This window comes from Temperatibacter marinus (genome assembly GCF_031598375.1).
GTDB classification, from domain to species: domain Bacteria; phylum Pseudomonadota; class Alphaproteobacteria; order Sphingomonadales; family Kordiimonadaceae; genus Temperatibacter; species Temperatibacter marinus.
Window position 1 is genome coordinate 452,362 of record NZ_CP123872.1, and the last position, 21,815, is coordinate 474,176.

Genomic DNA, 21,815 nt, shown 5'->3' on the forward strand with positions numbered 1-21,815 from the left:
CATAAGTCCATTATAAGGAGGAGAATATTATGACAATCTCATTTGATTACACCGGTAAAAGTGTCATCGTATTTGGCGGAACAAGCGGGATTAATCTTGGCATCGCTGAATCTTTTGCAAAAGCCGGGGCTCGCGTTGCTGTCTGCAGTAGAAACCCAGACAAGGTAAATGCAGCTGTTGACCTGCTCAAAAGTCATGGCAGTGATTCATGTGGTTATAGTTTAGATGTGCGTAACATCGAAGATGTTCAAAATGCCTTTAAAGATTTTGCGTCAAAAGTGGGCGAGATCGACATTGTTATCTCTGGGGCAGCGGGTAACTTCCCTGCTCCTGCTTTGGGTATGTCTGCCAATGGTTTCAAGTCTGTGGTTGACATTGACCTTCTTGGCACATTCCATGTGATGCAAAGCTGTTTTCAATATGTAAAAAAACCTGGCGCGTCGGTTATCAATATTTCGGCTCCACAGGCTTTCATTCCCATGATGATGCAGTCTCATGTTTGCGCAGCAAAAGCGGGTGTCGATATGTTGACCAAAACACTGGCACAAGAGTGGGGCGGCATGGGTGTTCGTATTAACAGCATTTCTCCAGGTCCGATTGACAAAACAGAGGGCATGGATCGTCTTGCTCCAACTGAGGCCATGAGAAAAGCAACAGTACAGAGCGTGCCTTTAGAGCGGATGGGTGAAAAAGATGATATTGCAAATGCTGCTTTATTCTTAAGCTCAGATGCGGCATCTTACATAAGTGGAATCGTTCTCCCTGTCGATGGTGGATGGGCAACAGCTGGGGCTGGTGCTCACATGATCGGCGCGATGATGAAAAATATGTAAACTGCAGGGTTAAATTATGACAGTCCAAAACGAGCCTTTATTGAAAGATATGTCTCTCTTAAAAAAAGCGGGATATATTAATGGTCAGTGGGTGAATGCGAAGAATGGAAAGACGTTTGACGTTATTAATCCAGCGTCAGGAGATGTTATTGCTTCAGTAGCTGACCTTGGAAAAGATGAAGCAAAAACTGCTGTAATTGCAGCAGAAAATGCCTTTTTGGACTGGCGTAAAATCACAGCAAAACAGCGTGCCATTTTATTACGAAGGTGGAATGACCTTATCCTTGAAAACCAAGAAGACCTTGCTCGATTAATGACATTTGAGCAAGGCAAGGTCATCATGGAATCTCGCCTTGAGATTGCCTATGCCGCCTCCTTCATCGAGTGGTTCGCCGAAGAAGGTAAGCGAATGAATGGGGATATCATTCCAGCCGTCGCAAATGATCGACGTCAGCTTTCTATCAAGCAACCTATCGGCGTTGTAGGAGCTATTACGCCGTGGAATTTCCCCTCAGCAATGATTACCAGAAAATGCGCTCCTGCTTTTGCCGCTGGTTGTAGCTTTGTCTGCAAACCTGCTGCAGAAACTCCTCTGTCCGCCTTAGCCCTATGCGAACTTGCAGAAAGAGCTGGCCTGCCTCCGGGTTTGTTGAATGTGATCCCAAGCACGCAGGCTCAAGAAGTAGGGGATGTCTTAACCAAAGACCCAATTGTCAAAAAATTCACTTTCACTGGCTCTACCCCGGTTGGCAAGCATTTGCTTGCCCAATGTGCCTCTACTGTGAAAAAGGCCTCAATGGAACTTGGGGGTAATGCTCCTGTCATTATTTTTGAGGATGCAGATTTAGAAAAGGCCGTTCTAGGTGCGCTCGGGTCAAAATATCGTAATGCTGGACAAACATGCATCTGTGCGAACCGCATCTTAGTCCAAGAAAATATCTACAATGACTTCTTGAAAGCATTCACTGAAAAAGTGAGTGAATTCATCCTTGGAGATGGCCTTAATGAGAATAACACAATGGGCCCTGTTATTTCAGAGCAAGCTGTGCATAAAATTCAAGCCCTCGTGGATGATGCAAAAGCAAAAGGGGCGACGATAGTAACCGGCGGCGCACAAACCCAAGGTCAATTCTTCAGTCCAACCATCATCGCTGATGTCACTGAAGATATGCGCCTTTTCAGCGAAGAAATTTTCGGCCCAGTCGCGCCTGTCTTTACATTCAAAACAGAAGAAGACGCTATTAAGATGGCTAATGACACACCTTTTGGCCTTGCTGCATATTTTTATAGTCGTGATATTGGCAGAGTTTGGCGTGTTTCTGAGGCTCTAGATTATGGCATGATTGGCGCGAATGAGGTTGGCATTACATCAGAAGTTATCCCATTTGGCGGCTGGAAAGAATCCGGCCTTGGCCGTGAAGGATCAGCATGCGGCATTGATGAATATCTTGAAATCAAGTATATATGCATGGGCGGTCTATAGCCTCTGCACTCTCTCGACTTGTTTTTGAAAACCCAATTCAAATTGACAGCGCTGTCATTCTTCACTAAGCTGCCTTCAAAATTAATAACAATTCAACAATCCGGCATAGCTCGGATGCGTCTGTCCATGGGAGTGGGCAACTAAGGGACTGAGTATGAATAAAGCATTTGATCTCATAATTTTTGGTGGCATGGGGGACTTGTCTAAAAAGAAACTACTACCGGCACTTTATAGTGGCTGGCTTGCAGGTCATTTCCATCCGGACACACGAATATTCCTAACTTCTCGCCGAGCCCCGGATCAATCTATGAAGGAATGGCTGCAGGACATTTTTAGCCAGTACAAGCCTGCGCGGTCAGTTACTGAAGAGCGCCTTAATGGGTTTTGCGAGCATGTTGAATTCATTACTTTAGATTTAATGCATGGCTGTGAAAATTGGCAAAAACTTCATGAACGCCTCACAATTGACGGGCAGGATAGAATTGTAACAAGCTTTTTGGCCATTCCTCCTTCCCTGTTTACGAGTGTATGTTCTCTTCTGGACAAGCATGGAATTAACACACCCAACTGCAGGGTGGTTCTAGAAAAGCCCCTCGGTCATGATTTAGAATCAGCCAAAAAGATTAATGCTGAAGTCGCGCAATATTTCAGCGAAGAGCAAACATTCCGCATCGACCACTATTTAGGAAAAGAAGCTGTGCAAAACCTTCTGGCCCTGCGCTTTTCGAATATTATTTTTGAAAAACTTTGGGACAGCAGCACCATCGACCATGTTCAGATCACCATAGCAGAGGATATGGGCCTCAAGGGTAGAGATGCCTATTATGATGATTCAGGTGCCCTCCGCGACATGGTTCAGAACCATCTCTTACAGCTTTTATGCCTTGTGGCCATGGAACCGCCTGCGCGCATGGACGGCGATAGTATTCGGGAAGAAAAGCTTAAAGTTCTCAAATCTCTTGAACCTATGACGAATGAATTGGTTAAAAAAACTGTTGTTCGCGGACAATATGTCGCGGGCGCTGTCAATGGTGAACCTGCGGGTGGCTATGCTGACGATCTAAACTTAAAATCATCAAGTTCCACAGAATCTTTCGTTGCCATAAGAGCTTCTATCCAGAACTGGCGTTGGGCCAATGTGCCCTTCTATTTAAGAACTGGTAAACGTCTTGCCGATCGTTTTGCCGAGATTGTCATCCAGTTTAAAGATATTCCTCATCATGCTGATCCAGAATGGACAGGCGGGGCCCTTCAACCAAACCGGTTCATAATCCGCCTCCAGCCCGACGATAAACTCGTCATGTCAATGATGGTTAAAAACCATTCTGTTGATGATGGGTCATTGAAAGAGGTTGAGCTTGACCTTGATGTGACGGATGACAAACGTGTTGGCCCTTATATGCGCCTGATCCTCGCTGCAACACGCGGGGACCACAGTCTCTTTGTTCACAGAGAAGAAGTCGAATATGCTTGGCAATGGATTGATAGCATTATTGAGGCCTGGCAATCTGGCAAGGGTGGAACACTATTCCCTTATCAAGCTGGGTCCTGGGGACCCTATGAAGCCCATGATTTAATCAACCGTGAAGGCCGTCAGTGGTTCCATGAAAGCAAAGTTCGTTAATATGTATATCCTAAAAAAATACGAGACCCGAGAAGAAATGGTTGTCCAGCTCGCGCAGGATATGATCACAGTCCTTGAAGAAAGTGTCGATACAGATGGCCAAGCTAGTTGGGCTGTGTCTGGTGGAAATACACCAAAACCTCTCTTTCATGCCATGCGTGAAACTGATTTAGCTTGGGACGACATCACAGTTTCGCTTGTTGATGATCGCTGGGTGCCTGAAAGTCATCCTCGTAGTAATGCTGCTATGATCAAACAAGAGCTTCTGCAAGGAAAGGCAAAACAGGCCTCATTCCTCACCCTATACCGTGAAGGGAAATCACCTTTCGACTGTGCTGATGATGTGAATAAAGAGTATGAACAACAGGCCATTCCCTTTTCAAGTATTTTGCTAGGCATGGGACCAGATGGACACACCGCCTCACTCTTCCCTAAAGCAAAAGGCTTAGAGGAAGCCTTCCATATGGAGAAGGCCCCGACAATTTCACCTATAGAAGCCATTCAATCTCCGGTAACAGGAGATGAAATCTTGCGCCTCTCTCTCAGTGCCAGAGCAATCAGCCAGTGCAATCATATACGGATGATGTTGACAGGCCCTGAAAAATTAGAAGCCCTTGAGCAAGCAACCGCGGAAGGCAGTGACTTGCCCATCGCACGATTGATGAGGGTTTTAAACCACCCTTTGACCATATATTATGCTGACTAAAAGAGTAGACCCATGACAAATTTAGCCATTCAAGAAATTACTGCCAAAATTGAGGAACGCTCAAAAGCTAGTCGAGCCCTCTATCTCAACAGGATTGAAACAATGAAGGATGGAGGCCGCAACAAGCCTAGTCTCTCTTGCGGTAATCTAGCGCATGCATTTGCTGCCTGTCCTGATTCTGAGAAGACGATGCTTCTTGACGGCAAAGTTGCCGATATCGCTATTGTGAGCTCCTATAACGATATGCTTTCTGCCCATCAGCCATACCACCTTATGTTAGACCAGACCAAAGAGGCTATCCTCAAAGCAGGCGGTGTTGCTCAAATGGCAGGTGGGGTTCCCGCAATGTGTGACGGCGTCACACAGGGTCAGAGCGGAATGGAAATGAGTCTCTTCAGTCGAGATGTGATCGCCTTGTCAACAGCTGTTGCTATGAGCCATAACGTTTTCGATGCGGGCTTACTCTTTGGTATTTGTGATAAAATCGTTCCCGGCTTGCTCATTGGGGCTTTGTCGTTTGGTCACTTGCCTTTTGCGTTTGTGCCTGCAGGGCCAATGCCTACAGGCATATCAAATAGTGAAAAACAGGCTGTGAGACAAAAATTCGCCACAGGGGAAGCCGACGAAAAAGAGCTTCTTATGAGCGAAGCGCGTGCCTATCATAGCCCTGGTACATGCACCTTTTACGGCACGGCAAACTCAAATCAAATGATGTTAGAGATGATGGGCTTGCAACTGCCTGGATCAAGCTTTGTCCAACCTACAAAGGCGTTAAGACGCGCACTCTCAGATGAAGTGGCCCGATTGATGGTGGAGAAAGCCCATGATCAGAATGCCCTTGGTCTTGGCGAAATCGTTGACGCAAGATCCATCGTGAATGGCATCATCGCCCTCCTCTCAACCGGCGGATCCACTAATCATACTCTTCATATTGTGGCTATTGCTGCGGCCGCTGGCTATAAAGTCACCTGGCAAGATTTTAGCGATATATCGGCAAACGTACCCCTTTTGTCACGGGTATACCCAAATGGAACCGCTGATGTGAATGGATTTCATGACGCTGGCGGTGTTCCCTATGTCATGAAACAACTCCTTGACGGTGGCTTTATGAATAGTGAGGCGCTCACGATTACAGGTGAGACAATCGGCAACAGCTGCTTTGAGCCTGTGTTAAACGAAAAGAAGGAACTTGCCTTTTCACCAGCGCCTAAAACGCCTGGGGATGTGACAATTGTCAGACCTCATGCTGACCCCTTCCAAGAAAACGGCGGGCTTGCCGTTCTCAAAGGAAATATAGGGGAATGTGTGATCAAAGTTTCTGCAGTAAAAGAAGAGCATCAAGTGATTGAGGCCCCTGCCGTGGTTTTCCATGATCAAGATGAAATGATCGCAGCTTATAAAGCTGGGGATCTCGAGAAGGATTTTGTTGCCGTCGTTCGCTTCCAAGGTCCAAAGGCTAACGGCATGCCTGAACTTCATAAACTTACACCTTCTCTGGGTGTTCTCCAAGATAAAGGCTTTAAAATTGCCCTCATCACTGATGGTCGGATGTCTGGCGCTTCTGGCAAAGTGCCTGCGGCTATTCACATTTCTCCTGAAGCTCTTTTAGGGGGACAGATTGGCCGGATCGAAAATGGTGATATTATTCGCCTTGATGCGAAAAACGGCACCCTTGAAGTCATGGCTGATTTAGAAAGTCGCCCACAGGCGACACCCCCTTCATTTAGTGACACATATGGACGTGATCTTTTTGCGCCGTTCCGCAATTTGGTCGGCGCAGCTGGCTATGGGGGCAGCATCTTTAATCCAAATGGCATAGAATAAATATAAAGATAGTGGAATAAATAATGACATTTACTGTAGATGATATTTTCAATGCGGGCACCGTAATTCCTGTCCTGGCCTACCAATCCATTGAAGAGGCGTTGGTCACATCAGACACCCTCTATCAAGCTGGCATTCGTGTCTTTGAGATAACCCTGCGCCATGAAACCGCCCTAGAAGGAATCAATGCTGTCGCAAAGGCGCTGCCGAAAGATGCGATGATCGGTGCAGGCACAATTATGAATGCTACCGACCTGAATAAAGCCCGCGATGCAGGCGCAGGCTTTGGCATCTCTCCGGGTTTGACACGGGATTTAGCCATTGCCATTCAAAACACTGGCCTGCCTTTTTTACCGGGCACTGCTACGCTAAGTGAGGCGATGATGGCCTCAGATCTTGGATTTAAAGCCCTTAAGTTTTTTCCTGCTTCAGTCAGCGGCGGAGCCCCCTATCTGAAGGCTGCAGGGGCTGTACTGCCTTCAATTCAATTCTGTCCTACAGGCGGTATCAACATGCAAAATAAAGAGGATTACCTTGCGTTATCTAATGTCCCTGTTGTGGGAGGAAGTTGGATTGTTGTACGCGGCGCTGACGGGGCAATCGATCAAGAACAAACTTATAAGAATGCGGTTGCTGTCGCAAAAAATAAATCTTAGGGACTATGTAAAATTATGACTATCGAATTCAATAGAGACGATTTACTGAAACAATTAGAGAAAGACGGCCTACTTGAAACTTTTCAGGGCCACTTAGAAAAAGCCGCTTCTTATGCTGTAGAAATGATTAAGACACACAAACTAGGTTGGGTGCGTATCGCTGGTGAAGACTATGACATCGACCCGATGGACGAACGCGGCACATATATCCGCGACACCTATACAGATGTTGTTATTCTCGGCACAGGCGGGTCCTCTCTCGGGGCGAAAGCTGCAACAGCAATTGCGCCTATTATGGACAAAGAAGGGGTGGCTCTACATGTACCTGACAGCCTTTGCCCCTTCGAAATGGATGTCTTACTTAGAAAATTACCCGCTGAAACAACACATATTCTAGCGATTTCCAAATCTGGAACAACCGCGGAAACATTGTCACAAACCATCGTCATGATGAACTGGTTTGAAGAAAATGCGATCACAGATTTAAAAGACCGCTTTACCTTTGTCACAGAACCAGGAGAGCGTGTTCTTCGTAAAGTGGCTGAAAAACTTGGGTCTGTCACCATGGATCACGAGACAGATATTGGCGGTCGCTTCAGTGTCCTTTCAAATGTAGGCATGTTGCCAGTGGCTGCGATGGGCCTCAACCCTCAATGCTATCGAAAGGGCGCAAAAGATGTCATTGCTTCAATCCTTGAAGATGCACAATCAAGTGCATCTGTCTTTGGTGCCGCCCTTTTACATACCCTCAATACAGAACGCGGAATAACACAGACAGTTCTAATGCCCTACGCAGAAAGCCTAAGAGATTTAACACGCTGGTGGGGGCAACTTTGGGCGGAGAGTTTAGGGAAAGAAGGACAAGGCACGACACCCTTGGTCGCTGTAGGCCCTGTTGATCAGCATAGCCAATTGCAACTCTATTTAGATGGTCCTAGAGACAAAATGTACACCTTCATCACTATCCCTTCCTTCAAACAGGGTCCTGTGATTAGTGGTCAAGCAGCCAAAGAAATGGGATTAGATTATATGGCCGATTGTACAATCGGTGATGTAGTCACTCTCCAATCAAAAGCGACCCAAAATACTCTTAAGAATAAAGGCGATATTGTCCGCGAGTTTAAAATAGATCGCTTGAACGAATATAATATTGGTGCAATATTCATGTCCTACATGCTAGAAACAGGTATCACAGCAGGCCTAATGGGAATTGACGCCTATGACCAACCTGCTGTAGAAGAAGGCAAAATTTTAACTCGTCAATATTTAAACGAGCTAAAAGGGCAAAGCTAACATAGTTGAATTTGGGAGGCCGCGGTGGCACATCAACCGATAAAGAAGATCATTCTGCCTGTTGCAGGTCTAGGCACACGTTTTTTACCTGCAACAAAGGCCATTCCAAAAGAAATGTTACCGGTTGTTGACAAGCCCCTTATACAATATGCGGTTGAGGAAGCCATTGAAGCAGGCATTGAGCAAATAATTCTTGTGACAGGTCGCAACAAACAAGTGATGGAAGATCATTTTGATCATGCTTATGAACTTGAAAAAATTCTTCAAGAACGGAGCAAGGAAGAAGGGTTGAAAGCATCGCGCTCAATGCTTCAGCCTGAAGGCAGAATTGTCTATGTACGGCAAATGCGCCCTAGGGGACTTGGACATGCTGTTTGGTGTGCACGCCATATCACCAACGGTGATCCCTTTGCTGTAGCTTTGCCTGATGACTTGATTAAAGCCCCAAAAGGCTGCCTAAAGCAAATGATCGATTCCTACAATACTGTTGGCGGTAACATCATTGCAGGTATGTCTGTCGCTAAAGAGGATACATCCAAATACGGCGTGATCACACCTGGCGCTGTCTCTGGTAAATTAACCGAAGTCTTGGGCCTCGTTGAAAAGCCACATCCTGAAGATGCACCTTCAACGCAGGCCGTTATTGGTCGTTATATCCTGCAGCCTGAAGTTATGGATATCTTGAAGGATACTGAAGCCGGCGCTGGCAATGAAATCCAGCTGACTGATGCAATGGCCAAAATGATAGGGAGACAACCCTTCCATGCGCTCGAGTTTGACGGCAAGCGGTACGACTGTGGAAGTAAAGAAGGTTGGCTGATGGCTAATATCAGCCTCGCTATGGAGGATCCCGATTTAGCAAGCTTCTTGGAACAAGAAATAAAACTAAAATGACAAATTAGATTTTTTCTATTGATTCTCTTGTCAAGAAAGACCAAATAGAGATCAAATTTAAATTGAAATCGCAGATTGACCCATGAAAAATATAACCCACCTTAAAAAACTTGAGGCTGAGAGCATTCACATTATGCGTGAAGTTGCTGCTCAAGCTGAAAATCCTGTCATGCTCTATAGTGTTGGAAAAGATAGTGCTGTCATGCTCCATTTGGCAGCGAAAGCATTTTATCCGAGCAAGCCTCCTTTTCCTTTAATGCATGTGGACACTACGTGGAAATTCAAGGAAATGATTGAATTTCGCGACGCTATGGCCAAAAAGCTGGGAATGGAATTGATTGTTCATCAAAACCAAGAAGGCATTGATAAAGGTGTGGGTCCTTTTACGCATGGATCTGCTGTCCACACGGACATCATGAAAACGCAAGGCCTGAAGCAAGCTCTTGATAAATATAAATTCGACGCTGCCTTTGGCGGGGCTCGAAGGGATGAAGAAAAATCTAGAGCAAAAGAAAGAATTTTTTCTTTCCGCACAAAGAATCATCGCTGGGATGCAAAAAACCAGCGCCCTGAACTTTGGAATATTTACAATGCACGAAAAGCGCAAGGGGAAAGCATGCGTGTCTTCCCAATTTCAAATTGGACAGAGCTTGATATTTGGCAATATATTCATTTAGAGAATATAGATCTCCCTTCATTGTATTTCTCAGCCGAACGGCCCGTGGTAACCCGCGACGGTCAGATGTTTATGGTTGACGACGACAGAATGCCAGTTGAAGAAGGCGAAATAGAAATGAAACGCGTGCGCTTTCGTACGCTCGGCTGCTATCCTCTTACAGCTGCAGTAGAATCTGATGCAGATACTCTTCCTGCTATCATTCAAGAAATGCTTCTTACCACCACTTCAGAACGAGAAGGTCGCGTGATCGACCATGACAGTGCTGCAAGTATGGAAAAGAAAAAAGAAGAGGGGTATTTCTAATGGCTCATCAATCTGATCTCATCTCATCCGATATTCTCGGCTACTTAAAAGAACAGGAGGAAAAGTCTCTCCTTCGCTTTATCACCTGTGGCAGTGTTGATGATGGAAAATCAACCCTGATAGGTCGACTTCTGTACGACAGCAAACTTCTTTTTGAAGATCAAATTGCTGCCCTAGAGGCTGATAGCAAGAGAACTGGAACACAGGGTGAAAATATTGATTTCGCGCTACTGGTTGATGGCCTTGCCGCAGAACAGGAACAAGGCATCACTATTGATGTTGCCTATCGATTTTTCAGTACAGATAAGCGTAAATTCATCGTTGCAGATACACCGGGCCACGAACAATATACCAGAAATATGGCTACTGGCGCCTCTACGGCAGATCTCGCGATCCTTCTCGTGGATGCTCGCCACGGCCTGATGACACAGACACGTCGTCATAGCTTTATAGCTTCTCTTCTTGGCATTAAACATATTGTTGTTGCTGTGAATAAAATGGATTTGGTTGAGTATGACCAACGAACATTCCAGAATATCGAAGCAGACTATAGAGACTTTGCGAAAGATCTTGGTTTTAAAGATATCGTCGTAACACCGATCAGCGCCTTAGAGGGCGACAACATCGTTTCGAGCAGTGAAAAAACACCTTGGTATCAGGGTAAAAGTTTGATGGCTCATTTAGAGTCCGTCCAAGTTGAAGAAGATCTGCAAAATAACTCAATGCGAATGCCCGTACAGTGGGTCAACCGACCTAATCTTGATTTCCGAGGATTTTCTGGAACCCTTGCCTCAGGAACTGTGAAGCCGGGTGATCGCATTAAAGTGTTACCTTCCGCTGTTGAGAGCACTGTCAAATCAATCGTCACTTATGATGGCGATTTAGAGGAAGCTGTTGCTGGGGAAGCCGTGACCTTGACTTTAGAAGATGAGATTGACGCATCAAGCGGTGATGTCATTGTCACTGCTGACGATCCATCAGAAGTAACGGATCAAGTGAAGGCAAAGATTATCTGGATGTCTGACGAACATATGATTCCAGGTCGTCCGTATCTTTTTAAAACTGCCTCTAGAACCATTCCAGGTATTATCACCGGCCTTAAACATAAGGTGGACGTGAATACGATGGAAAAGCTTGCAGCCACATCCCTTGAACTCAATGAAATTGCCTCAGTCAAGCTCGCTTTTGATAATCGCGTTGTTTTTGATGCTTACACTGACAATCGTCAAATGGGTGCATTTATCATCATTGATAAAATGACCAATGCCACTGTAGGGGCGGGCATGATTGATTACGCCTTAAGGCGCGCAAGTAATATACACTGGCAAGCCATGGAAATTGATAAGACCTCACGTGCGACACAGAAAATGCAAAAACCTGCTGTCTTATGGTTTACAGGCCTTTCTGGATCCGGCAAGTCCACAGTCGCTAATCTCGTGGATAAAGCACTGCACGCGAGGGGACGTCATACTTATGCCCTAGACGGTGATAATGTACGCCACGGACTGTGTCATGACCTTGGGTTTACGGATGTTGACCGTGTGGAAAATATTCGCCGTGTTGGTGAGGTGGCCAAACTCATGGCTGATGCCGGGCTTATTGTTACAACCAGTTTTATTTCTCCTTTTGCGGCTGAGCGCGCCATGGTACGCCAAATGCTGGATGAGAATGAATTCATTGAAGTACATGTGAATACACCGATTGATGTCTGTGAAGAACGGGATGTAAAAGGGCTTTATAAAAAGGCACGAGCGGGAGAAATTAAAAACTTCACTGGCATCGACAGTCCTTATGAAGCGCCCAAATTCCCAGAACTCACATTGGATACTACCTCAATGAGTGCAGAAGCCTGTGCAGAGTTAGTCGTGGATTATCTGGAAGAAAAAGGCTACCTATCTTCCTGATTTTAATGTAAACTTATGATGAAGAGGCTCCTCTTTAGGAGCCTTTTCTATATCTATGGGAATGATTAGGCTGGGTTTATGACACGACATTATTTTGGCACTGATGGTATTCGCGGCCGTGTATTCGACGGAAAAATTACACCTGAAATAGCCCTGAAAGTTGGCCTAGCGGCTGGGAATCTTCTCTCAAGAGGGGACCACCGACATAAGGTTATAATCGGCAAGGACACCCGCCGATCTTGCTATATGCTCGAAGCGAGTTTAGGGGCAGGATTTTCCGCCGCCGGCATGGATGTTCTATACACAGGACCCATGCCTACACCTGCCATTGCCCGTCTCGTTACAAGTTTAAAATGTGACGCAGGAGTTATGATCTCTGCAAGTCATAACCCCCACTATGATAATGGCCTGAAATTCTTTGGGCCTGATGGATATAAAATTGCTGACACTCTAGAGACGGAAATTGAACGTCTTCTACAAAATGAAAGCGCCGAGCTCTATACAGGAGATCCCGCTACAATCGGCCATGTAGCACGTGATGACGAAGTGAGAGGCCGCTATATTGAATATATCAAGGCAACAATACCCGATCATATATCTTTCGAAGGCCTAAAAATCGTCCTCGATTGTGCAAACGGTGCAGGCTATAAAGTTGCTCCGACCGCCTTAGAAGAATTAGGGGCTGAAGTGATTCCTTTAGGCGTTTCTCCTAATGGTTTAAATATTAACGACAAATGCGGCTCCACCTATCCGGAAGCCATGTGCCAGAAAGTAATTGATGAAAAAGCCCATATTGGCATTGCATTGGACGGGGATGCTGATCGCGTCATCATCTGCGATGAAGAAGGCCGGATTATAGATGGGGATAAGATTATTGCTTATCTGGCGTCAAAATGGAAAGCAGCAGGGAAACTAAAATCTAATACGATTGTAACAACGGTCATGTCTAACAAAGCTTTAGAGCTCTATTTAAATGAAAATGGCCTCTGCTTGAAACGATCGAAAGTCGGTGACCGCAATGTTTTAAAAGACATGCTTGCGTTAGGTTCAAATATTGGCGGTGAGCAATCCGGTCATATTATCTTTACTGACCATGCAAAAACAGGGGATGGTCTTCTAGCCGGCATTCAAATTATTCACCAGTTGCTTGAGAACAAGCAAACTTGCAGTGAAATATACGAGATTTTCACCCCGCTACCTCAACGGCTAACAAACATTAAATATGGCAATAAAAACCCCCTTCAAGAAAATAGGGTTCAGGAATTTATTAGCCTGACGGAAGAAGAGCTTGGGGCGCAAGGGCGTCTTCTCATAAGAGAATCTGGAACCGAGCCACTAATAAGAATTTTAGTTGAAGCCGATACTGAGCACTCTGTACAGCAAACATCAGAAAAGTTAGCCTCCTTCATTCAAGAAGCAATTGACGATTTATGACCAAAGACACAAAAGAAGCCATCCCAAAACATGACGAAAGTGACCGTCCAATTTTCATCATTGGTCGACACAGGTCACGCTCAACGTTTGTACAGCGCATTCTAAACAGTCATCCTGACACACAGATAAGCGGCGAACATGCTGGTATACTTAATCACTTGGCAGAAATGGCGTCAGCTTTCAGAGGGGATTATACGAAAGAGACCCCGCAGCACCGGAAAAGCGAAGAGTTTAATATGGCCTTCAACCCGCTATCCCTCTTGTTCGACAAAGAAGATTTAATAGCGACCACCCGCCAGTTTATCACTCAGCTGTTTAAACCCAGTGCAGCCTGCCAGAGATGGGGATTTAAAGAAATCAGGTATCATGATCAAAAGAGTTTAACTTTTCTATTAGGCCTTTATCCCGCCTGCAAAATGCTATTTCTCAGGAGACCACTTCTAGAAATGTTTTTATCGGATATCAAAGTCTATTGGTCGAACTTTACCATTAAGGACGATATAGAATTACGCCTACAAATTAAAGAATATATAGAGTTAAATCAGTTATGGGATCATGTGGAAGATCTACTGCTAGTCCAGCATCCGAAGAGTTGTACTCGCCTTGAAGTGAATAGTCTTCAATCCCCCCAATCTATTCACGACTTATATAAAATTTTGGACCTATCAACAGCAAAACTTGAAGAGGGCCTTATAGAAAAGCTATTGGCGAAAAAGATTGGAAGCGCAGACAGTCAATCGGCTCGACGCAAAGAGTTGTCTGATGCGCAGACTGAGAAAATTGAAAAAATATTCCTTCAAGAATATGAAAAATTTACTGCTGATGAATAAATTTCTTGATCTTGCACCAGCATACCCTGCTCTATTGCTTATAAAATGATGATAAAATTGAAGAATAAAGTTATGGCAAAAAAAACACTTCTATTACATATTGGCTATCCCAAATGTGGGAGTACCTCTATTCAGAACTTTTTATTTAAAAATAAAGATGAACTTATCAGCCGAGGCTATGGTCTTCTTGATCAAGAGATGGCGTTTTTTTCAAAAAATTCTACTGACCAACCACCTGTAAATTTTTTAAAAAACCTCAGAGAGTCTGATCTAGCCTCTGAGAAATTAACAAAGAATTTTGAAAGCTTATCAATTCAGGCCGATAAAAAAAATATTCACACAATCATTCTTTCAGCGGAAAATCTATCCGATGCGCGCTTCCCTGAACTTTTCCGCCCCATCTCCGAACTGTTCACGATTAAAGTTGTCTTATATTTTAGACGCCATGATGATTGGTTTCTTGCCGCTTGGAAACAGTGGTTTGTTAAATCAGGTCAGAGTCTCAAAGATTATTTTATGAAATATACCAAGAATAAAAAGTTACATATAAAAAATGTGCTAAAGAAGTGGATCGATCTTGTTGGTATTGAAAATACAAGCGTGAATATTCTTAAGCCCGAAGCACTTCATAAAGGCGATTTGTTAGAAGATTTTTGCCATAAGTCAGGCATAGACTTCGACGGTTTAGAAAGAGTTAGCAATGCGAACAAATCAATTAATTACAGCCTACTTGAGTGTTTGTCTCAAACCCCCTTTATCTTCGATGGTCCGCATGACAATACACTCTTTGAATTGATCGAAAACCTTCCTGATGCTGAGCAGTACGGTCCGAAAGGGTCCCCTCTCACCATACCACAGCGCCAAAAAATCATTGACTGTCATCAAGAAGAAAACGAGTGGCTTGCAGAAAAATTTTTCCAGGGCCAATCTTTTGACAACTGGATGCATCCAAGTCAAAAGCCATATACACCTCTGGATGAAAAAGAAGGCCAAAGATTACTCAATGGCCTTCTCTTGATGAAATTATTAGACAAATAATCTTCAGGTTTCCTAAATGCGTAGCAATACACCGGCACTAACAGCAATCTGATAGAGAACCTGAGTAATATCCTTTGTCGCTTGAAGGTATTTTGTCTGAACTTTAGGCAAGATGATAATCTCATCGCCTGCGAGTACATCTGTCTTCCGGCTATCGACTTTTGCAATTTTCTCAAATGTACCATCCTGATGCAGAATAAGCACAATTGAGTTGCCGGACTTTTGGACAAAGCCACCAGCCAAGTTAATATAATCCAAAGGCGTGCGCTCACCGTTAAAGGCCATAGAGGTCGGGAACATCACATCCCCGTTAACATGAACAAGGTTGCTCACGGCTGGAATAACGATTTTATCATTGGCCTCGAGCAGAATCCGCTGTTGATCAGCGTTCTTCCCAAGGACAACTTGACCTTTCATCTCTATTTCTTTGGCTCTACTAACCCATTGCAAGATCATCGCCGCCTCTTGGTTCCTCAGGGCTGCTTCTTCCACAGTTCCAGAGCGCGCGGTTAGAACACTGCTCTCTAAGGCACGGAGCTGAGACATCAATCTTTCTTTTTGTCGCACTTTATTCGATTCACGGTACAACTGAATAGCGCCAGGCACTGCATGCGGTCCAAACTTAATCTTACGCATCAAGTCAGATAAGGTCGCTCCGTAAGGCAATATATGTTCCTGACTAGAAAGATGCTCCCCCTCTACTCTGATTGAAATGGTTCCAGGAAGTTTGTCAGACGTGAGTTCTAACACATCTCCTTTTGAAACAGACACCGATCCTAGCTCATCAAGGGCAAAATATTCGACTTCTTCTTTTTCACGGTTGTTCCTGTTAATTTTAACATGGGTGGCTTTCGAAGTTGGGCGCGCATAGGCAAGAACATCGGCGACTTTAACCTTGTCACGATTGAACTCATAGATATATGGATTTTGCGCTAGTCCTCTGACCCCAATTTGTCCTTTAAGAGGTTTCACAAGCAAAGTATCACCGTCAAACATTTGAAATTGAGGCATCCGGCCTTGCAGAATAAAATCATATAGATTTATCACCTGCTTGGTTTCCCCGTTTCGAACCAACTGAATGTCAATATAACTTCCACGCCGAGCATCAATTCCACCAGCTAAATCAAGAAATCTCAGAACACTATCTGCTGAATGTCCAGAATAAAGCCCCGGCTTATTGACAAAGCCTGTCACAAAAATTTTCACAGGCTCCGCAGCCATTAAAGAGGCATAAATACCCACATTACTTTTAAACGTTTTAGCCGCAGCTTTAGTAATATAGGCATTCAGGTCTTTATTCTTAATCCCTCTTACAAGAATGGGTCCGATTTTGGGCAGGAAGATATTCCCCTGGGCATCCACAGTTAGGTTAAGTTGAGATTCAAAACCGCCCCACATCTGCAGAATGATAGAATCTCCAGCTGATAGTGTATAATCAGGATTAAACCCAATAAATTTCTGCTCAGAGAAAGCCCCGTTAAACAGACGGTGCCCAAAAACATTCTGCCCTGTTTCTAAAGCTTTTGTGGTTTCAATTGGTTCTGGTTCACTAGAGCCAAGTGATGCTTTAAGCTTGGGCTTCTTTTTTTTCTGGGCGGCTTGAAACTGCTTAATATCTTCCTGACTAAACCCTGCTTGAGCTGAAACAGACTGCGCCATAACACCACATAGTTGGGCCAATCCAATCATCATAATCAATTTGAGTGAAAAGCTCATCTTACCCATCTCTTTGCTCCTTAATCGTCGCGATGACTATTGCAAACACACCGTACAATAAAGACAGAACGATTAATATGGTCATTAAATTATAGAAAATTCGCGGATAGGCCGCCTCATCCGGGGTTGTCGGATTTTGTACACGTACAACATGCTTGAGTTTTCGATATGCTTCGACACGCGTTTGTTCTAAAGCGGTAATCGTTGTCGAGTAAACTTGCGTCGCAAATTCAAGGCGAAGTTTAAGGGTTTGGAACAGAGAATTTTGTGCCCCGAGGGATCCTTGCCCTTCTGCAGTTGCAGACGCTTCAAGAATATTGATCTGTTCTTCTATGGCATCAATCTTGGCCATTAAAGAAGCGACTTCCATGGTATTGTCTGATAGAAAACTTTGAGACACTTTAAGTTCTGCCCGTGCCTGCACAACTTCGCTCCTCAATTCTGCAATCACTTTTAGCTGGGTGAGGCTTTCTTCTTCAGGACTAAGGGTAGAATTATTATTCTGAAAGTCCAAAATATCCTTTTTGGACTGTTCCAGTTTAGCCTCGGCACGGTCCACCTCTTTCGCCACAAAAGCGACCTCTTCATTCGCAATCTCTTGACCCACCTTGTTAATATATTTTTCGCCCTCGAGAATAAGAAGTTCCGTTAATTTGACTGAATATTGAGGGTCATATGCTTCAGCGCGCACAAACATGATACCTGATTGCGCATCCACATCGAGAGAGAGGTGATCTCTGAAATATGCTAAAAAGTCCTCATCTGAAGACCAAGGCTTTAGGCGCGATATAAAATCAACAGTATCCGATGTATAATGCGCCCGAAGGTTCAGCTTCTCCTCGACAATCATCAACATATCCTTTGATTGCATATAGGATTGTAAGAGGTATAGATCAGGCGATGCTTGCGAAACACCCATTGCCATCAAGGACAAATTAGGGATGCCTTCCATGGTCATACTCTTCCCAGACTTTACATAGACCTGCGCCTCTGGCACATAGCGGTGAGATGCATAGAGACCGTAGTAGATTAAACATACAAGCCAAATGAATACCACAAACCTATAATTTCCTAGGCTGCTAAAATATTTCTTTCCTAAATCGAAGTAGGTCACTCCAATTTCTCCCCTGACATCTTTAGACTACACCATGTATCATGGCTATATGCTCTCGTGCGTCTTCTGCTGAACTGTATAGACGCGACTGCTCATTATCAAGAACCAAGATTGCATCAATAAAATCTTTATTCATATTCACATTAGAGCTTGCAACAATAATCTGCTGAAGAGATTGTATTTTATCACGGAACAGTGTTTCAATTTCATCATCCATCTGGTTTTTGGGATAAAGCTGATCATCAAAAAGAAAAACATCAAATGGCAAGCATATGGTAGCGGCCACAGACAGCAGCCGTTTTTGAAGCCCCGATATCTCATGAACCTTAAGCCCAAAGTCTATCTGCCCTCTCAAAAGGTGATCGACTTCCTCTCTATAAGCTGTAAAATCATTTTGACCTGCGATCCGAGCATAAAATCTTAAATTCTGCACCAAAGACATTGTTTTCTCATATTTCAGAGTGTTAGCGATCCAGGAAAGCTTTCCTTGTCTCTCAACCTTCCCCCGAGAAGGATATTCAGTGCCGCAGATGAGTTTAAGAACCGTCGATTTTCCGGTATGCTCTGCTCCTATAATCTGAAGGGACTGCTTTTCTGACAGGTGGAAAGATAGATTGTGTACGACAGGGGCCTTAGCTCCCTTCCCGTAGGATTTGCTAACCTTTATAAACTCAATCATACCTATCTCACACTCTTATGTTTGAGGCGATAAACCATCAGGGCCAGCGCAAGAAGAACCAACGTCGAATATGACCAATAGTAAGGGCTCGCAACAGGGGAGACATAATGATCGAACCAACTCTCTCGGATAAGCTCCATAGGATGAACGAGGGGGTTCCATGCTAAATAAGACCGAAATGGTTCTGGAATAGATGTCATAGGGAAAAAAACAGCTGACAAAAGTAGTAACGGCAAAGAGAGCATATTCGCAAAGAGCTCAACTTCTTTCGCACTTTCCTGAACCAGGCAAATAATCATCCCGAATGCTAACCCAAAAACTGCAAGGGAGAGGATATACAGAACAGTCGGCAGGATATCTTTTGGGATCGGATTAAGGTCTACAGTCCAAAAAAGCAGCATACTAATAAGAAGCCAACTTAAAATTCCTGTCACAATCACATTCACCAACGATGCCAAAAAATGATCAAACAAACCAATCTGATTAAAATCATTAAAACTTTTCGACGTCTTTAAAGTCTTTTGGCATTCCTTCATGGTATTATTGAAAAAATGTTTAAAGGGGAGAAAGGCTGCTAGAACAAATAAAGGAGGTTCTATAAAACCAAATTCACCGCGCCCTCTCAGTCCAAAAAGAATAACAAAAAGCAATATGAAGAACAGCGGCTCTAAAACGACCCATATTGTCCCAAATTTGAAGGCTGAATAATTCTTAGCCATATTTCGAAGAATGATAGCAAAAATTATATCATATTGTTCTTTAATAATATTTCGCTTCATAAAGTCTCCGACCTTGACCCTTCAGTCCGTTTCATTCTAAATAAACAATAAATTCAATGAAATAAACACTAATAATTTCTTCTTCGTAAGCAGACTGACTGTATGAAAATCATAATCCACATTGGAACTCACAAAACTGGCACAACAGCCATTCAAAATTTCTGCTATAAAAACAATATCTTACTTAACAATGAGGGTTTTTTTTATGCCGGACCTGTCACAAATAATCTCTTAACGCAGCATTCTGAGTTAGCGCAATTTCTTAGGGAAAATAATTCAGAAGTTCTCGAAAGTTTTTTTGTTCAGAACATCAGTTCTGCAAAAAAATTGAATTGTCATTCCCTGATCCTCTCTGCAGAAAATTTATGTCACATGGGGCCAACAGCCATTGAACGGCTGTATGACTACACAAAAGAGCATGAAGTCGTCATTAAAATATACGTAAGAAATATTTATGATTATGTGATGAGTGCCCTCAGTCAACGTGTGAAAGTCATGCATACCCTTATGGAGGGCCCAGAACCTATTTCCCCGATTATGAAGAGTATAAATTATAGCATCATCCTTAATCGTTGGGAGAAAGTTTACGGAAAGACGGCGGTGCAGGTCGATAGTTTCGACCTTCATAAACATGATATGATAACTCATTTCCTAGAATCGCTAGATTTGGATACCTCCCCCTTAAATATTCCAAAGAAAAGGGAAGTTGCTGATCCCAAGCAAAATATCAATCCTGATATCACCACTCTCTCTTTCATGGCCCTCAGTGGTTTAATTCATAAGAAGAAAGACTTACGTACCTTCATGAAAAAATATGGGAAATCTTTTGGGCAAAGCGAGCGCCTTATCTCCCCCTTTCAAGTGAGGATCAGTGAGATGATTGTCAATAAAGCCAATCACACATACGATCATCCCAAGTTGAAGGCTTTTAAAGATATCTTGCTTAAGCGCCCGGAACATAATAATACTGACGAAAGAACACAAGAGTATCTGAGTAATATGGAGAAATTTATTTTCTCTTTAAGAATGAAGCGTCTCTCATTTTACGAGAAACTCAAACTCTTATTGGGAATAAACTAGGAGTGCAGCCAATCAGATGACTTTGGACTTCAATCACCCCCCATATCAACTGCAGAATGATACAGAACATGCAGGTGAAATTCCGCTCATTCTAAGTATTCCTCATAGTGGCACTATATATCCAGAGGATATGACCACAAGGTCCCATCTCAAGACACCTGAGCTTAGATCCTCTGAAGATGCTTTTGTTGGAGATCTTCTTGAGGCTGCGAGGTCACTGCCAGTCACAATGATCGAAGCTTCTTATGCAAGAGCCTATGTTGATTTAAACAGAAAACCAACAGAGCTAGACTTTGCCATGTTTGACGGCGGCCTTACACAACAGATCGAAAGATCGAAAAATGTCCAGGCTGGCCTTGGCGTCATCCCAAAAATTGTCGGCAAGGCCCAATCAATTTACATGTCAAAAATTCCAGCCAATGAGGCCTCAGAAAGGTTGAATGCTGTCTACTACCCCTATCATCAATGTCTGCAGACCGAAATCCAGCGGCTCTATAAAAAGTTTGGGTGCCTCTACATTTTGGATTGTCATTCTATGCCCTCAATTCCAAACCGACTGAATAGAAGACGGAAAAGCCTCTCTGATATTGTTCTCGGCGACATCTGGGGCAAAACTTCTGACAGAAATCTGCTCAAAGTCATTGAAACAAGTTTTATAAACCAAGGCTACTCCGTCTCTAGAAATACACCCTATGCCGGAGGTTTTATCACTAGAAATTACTGTGAGCCGGAGCATCATATTTATACTTTACAGCTTGAGTTGTGTCGGGACCTTTATATGGATGAAGAGACAATAGAAAAAAATGCTAACTTCCCTCATCTCAAGTCAGACCTTGGACAGCTCCTGCATCTTATTTACGATCATATTCACCAAGAAATTAACCAACCCCTTCACAAAATAAACCACCCCATAGCCGCAGAATAAAAAAAAGGGCCACACGAAGTG

General features: G+C 43.8%; 19 protein-coding genes. 15 read left to right on the forward strand and 4 right to left on the reverse strand.

The genetic code is table 11. The features are described 5' to 3' along the window. The first annotated feature begins 29 nt into the window (after positions 1-29). The 13 genes from QGN29_RS02115 (at position 30) to QGN29_RS02175 (ending at position 15,501) form a co-directional block, all read left to right on the forward strand. Positions 30-833 (forward strand): SDR family oxidoreductase, encoded by an 804-nt coding sequence (locus QGN29_RS02115; protein ID WP_310799010.1) that lies wholly within the window; start codon positions 30-32, stop codon positions 831-833. Positions 834-849: 16 nt separating this feature from the next. Then, a complete protein-coding gene (locus tag QGN29_RS02120) occupies positions 850-2,316 on the forward strand; it encodes an NAD-dependent succinate-semialdehyde dehydrogenase (protein WP_310799011.1) in 1,467 nt (488 codons plus the stop codon). Between the two features lie 154 nt (positions 2,317-2,470). After that, the gene (gene zwf, locus QGN29_RS02125; RefSeq protein WP_310799012.1) at positions 2,471-3,940 is read left to right on the forward strand and encodes a glucose-6-phosphate dehydrogenase; all 1,470 of its coding nucleotides are present in this window, start codon (positions 2,471-2,473) and stop codon (positions 3,938-3,940) included. Position 3,941: 1 nt separating this feature from the next. Next, positions 3,942-4,646 (forward strand): 6-phosphogluconolactonase, encoded by a 705-nt coding sequence (gene pgl, locus QGN29_RS02130; protein ID WP_310799013.1) that lies wholly within the window; start codon positions 3,942-3,944, stop codon positions 4,644-4,646. Between the two features lie 12 nt (positions 4,647-4,658). Further along, positions 4,659-6,470: a phosphogluconate dehydratase gene (gene edd, locus QGN29_RS02135; protein WP_310799014.1), complete on the forward strand. Its 1,812-nt coding sequence runs from the start codon at positions 4,659-4,661 to the stop codon at positions 6,468-6,470. A gap of 23 nt (positions 6,471-6,493) precedes the next feature. After that, positions 6,494-7,126, forward strand: coding sequence for a bifunctional 4-hydroxy-2-oxoglutarate aldolase/2-dehydro-3-deoxy-phosphogluconate aldolase (gene eda, locus QGN29_RS02140; protein ID WP_310799015.1), 633 nt, complete (start codon positions 6,494-6,496; stop codon positions 7,124-7,126). Between the two features lie 15 nt (positions 7,127-7,141). Beyond that, positions 7,142-8,419: a phosphoglucose isomerase-related protein gene (locus QGN29_RS02145; protein ID WP_310799016.1), complete on the forward strand. Its 1,278-nt coding sequence runs from the start codon at positions 7,142-7,144 to the stop codon at positions 8,417-8,419. Positions 8,420-8,443: 24 nt separating this feature from the next. Continuing rightward, positions 8,444-9,313 (forward strand): UTP--glucose-1-phosphate uridylyltransferase GalU, encoded by an 870-nt coding sequence (galU, locus tag QGN29_RS02150; RefSeq protein ID WP_310799017.1) that lies wholly within the window; start codon positions 8,444-8,446, stop codon positions 9,311-9,313. An 82-nt stretch (positions 9,314-9,395) separates the two neighbouring features. Further along, the gene (gene cysD / locus QGN29_RS02155) at positions 9,396-10,295 is read left to right on the forward strand and encodes a sulfate adenylyltransferase subunit CysD (RefSeq protein WP_310799018.1); all 900 of its coding nucleotides are present in this window, start codon (positions 9,396-9,398) and stop codon (positions 10,293-10,295) included. After that, entirely contained in the window at positions 10,295-12,199 is a 1,905-nt protein-coding gene (gene cysN, locus QGN29_RS02160; RefSeq protein WP_310799019.1) for a sulfate adenylyltransferase subunit CysN, read from the forward strand. The genes cysD and cysN overlap by 1 nt, the downstream gene beginning before the upstream one ends. Positions 12,200-12,277: 78 nt before the next feature. Then, complete coding sequence (gene glmM / locus QGN29_RS02165) at positions 12,278-13,633, forward strand: phosphoglucosamine mutase (RefSeq protein ID WP_310799020.1); 1,356 nt, start codon at positions 12,278-12,280, stop codon at positions 13,631-13,633. Next, complete coding sequence (locus QGN29_RS02170) at positions 13,630-14,463, forward strand: sulfotransferase (protein WP_310799021.1); 834 nt, start codon at positions 13,630-13,632, stop codon at positions 14,461-14,463. The genes glmM and QGN29_RS02170 overlap by 4 nt, the downstream gene beginning before the upstream one ends. A 72-nt stretch (positions 14,464-14,535) precedes the next feature. Further along, positions 14,536-15,501 carry a hypothetical protein gene (locus tag QGN29_RS02175; RefSeq protein WP_310799022.1) on the forward strand — a complete coding sequence of 322 codons (966 nt, stop codon included), beginning with the start codon at positions 14,536-14,538 and terminating at the stop codon, positions 15,499-15,501. Between the two features lie 12 nt (positions 15,502-15,513). Here the strand turns inward: QGN29_RS02175 and QGN29_RS02180 are convergent, their stop codons facing one another. From QGN29_RS02180 to QGN29_RS02195, 4 genes are read right to left on the reverse strand one after another with little or no spacing between them, the layout of a single operon-like run. After that, positions 15,514-17,226 (reverse strand): polysaccharide biosynthesis/export family protein, encoded by a 1,713-nt coding sequence (locus tag QGN29_RS02180; protein WP_310799023.1) that lies wholly within the window; start codon positions 17,224-17,226, stop codon positions 15,514-15,516. Continuing rightward, positions 17,219-18,331, reverse strand: a complete 1,113-nt coding sequence (locus tag QGN29_RS02185) for a KpsE/RkpR family capsule polysaccharide export protein (protein WP_310799024.1) — start codon at positions 18,329-18,331, stop codon at positions 17,219-17,221. The genes QGN29_RS02180 and QGN29_RS02185 overlap by 8 nt, the downstream gene beginning before the upstream one ends. A gap of 22 nt (positions 18,332-18,353) precedes the next feature. Next, positions 18,354-19,010: an ATP-binding cassette domain-containing protein gene (locus QGN29_RS02190; protein WP_310799025.1), complete on the reverse strand. Its 657-nt coding sequence runs from the start codon at positions 19,008-19,010 to the stop codon at positions 18,354-18,356. A gap of 2 nt (positions 19,011-19,012) precedes the next feature. Then, positions 19,013-19,789 carry an ABC transporter permease gene (locus QGN29_RS02195; protein ID WP_310799026.1) on the reverse strand — a complete coding sequence of 259 codons (777 nt, stop codon included), beginning with the start codon at positions 19,787-19,789 and terminating at the stop codon, positions 19,013-19,015. A 102-nt stretch (positions 19,790-19,891) separates the two neighbouring features. Here QGN29_RS02195 and QGN29_RS02200 point away from each other — a divergent pair, with 102 nt between their 5' ends. Beyond that, positions 19,892-20,869, forward strand: coding sequence for a hypothetical protein (locus QGN29_RS02200; protein WP_310799027.1), 978 nt, complete (start codon positions 19,892-19,894; stop codon positions 20,867-20,869). 16 nt (positions 20,870-20,885) lie between these two features. Then, on the forward strand, positions 20,886-21,794 hold the full coding sequence (locus QGN29_RS02205) for an N-formylglutamate amidohydrolase (protein WP_310799028.1): 909 nt from the start codon (positions 20,886-20,888) through the stop codon (positions 21,792-21,794). Positions 21,795-21,815 lie beyond the last annotated feature (21 nt).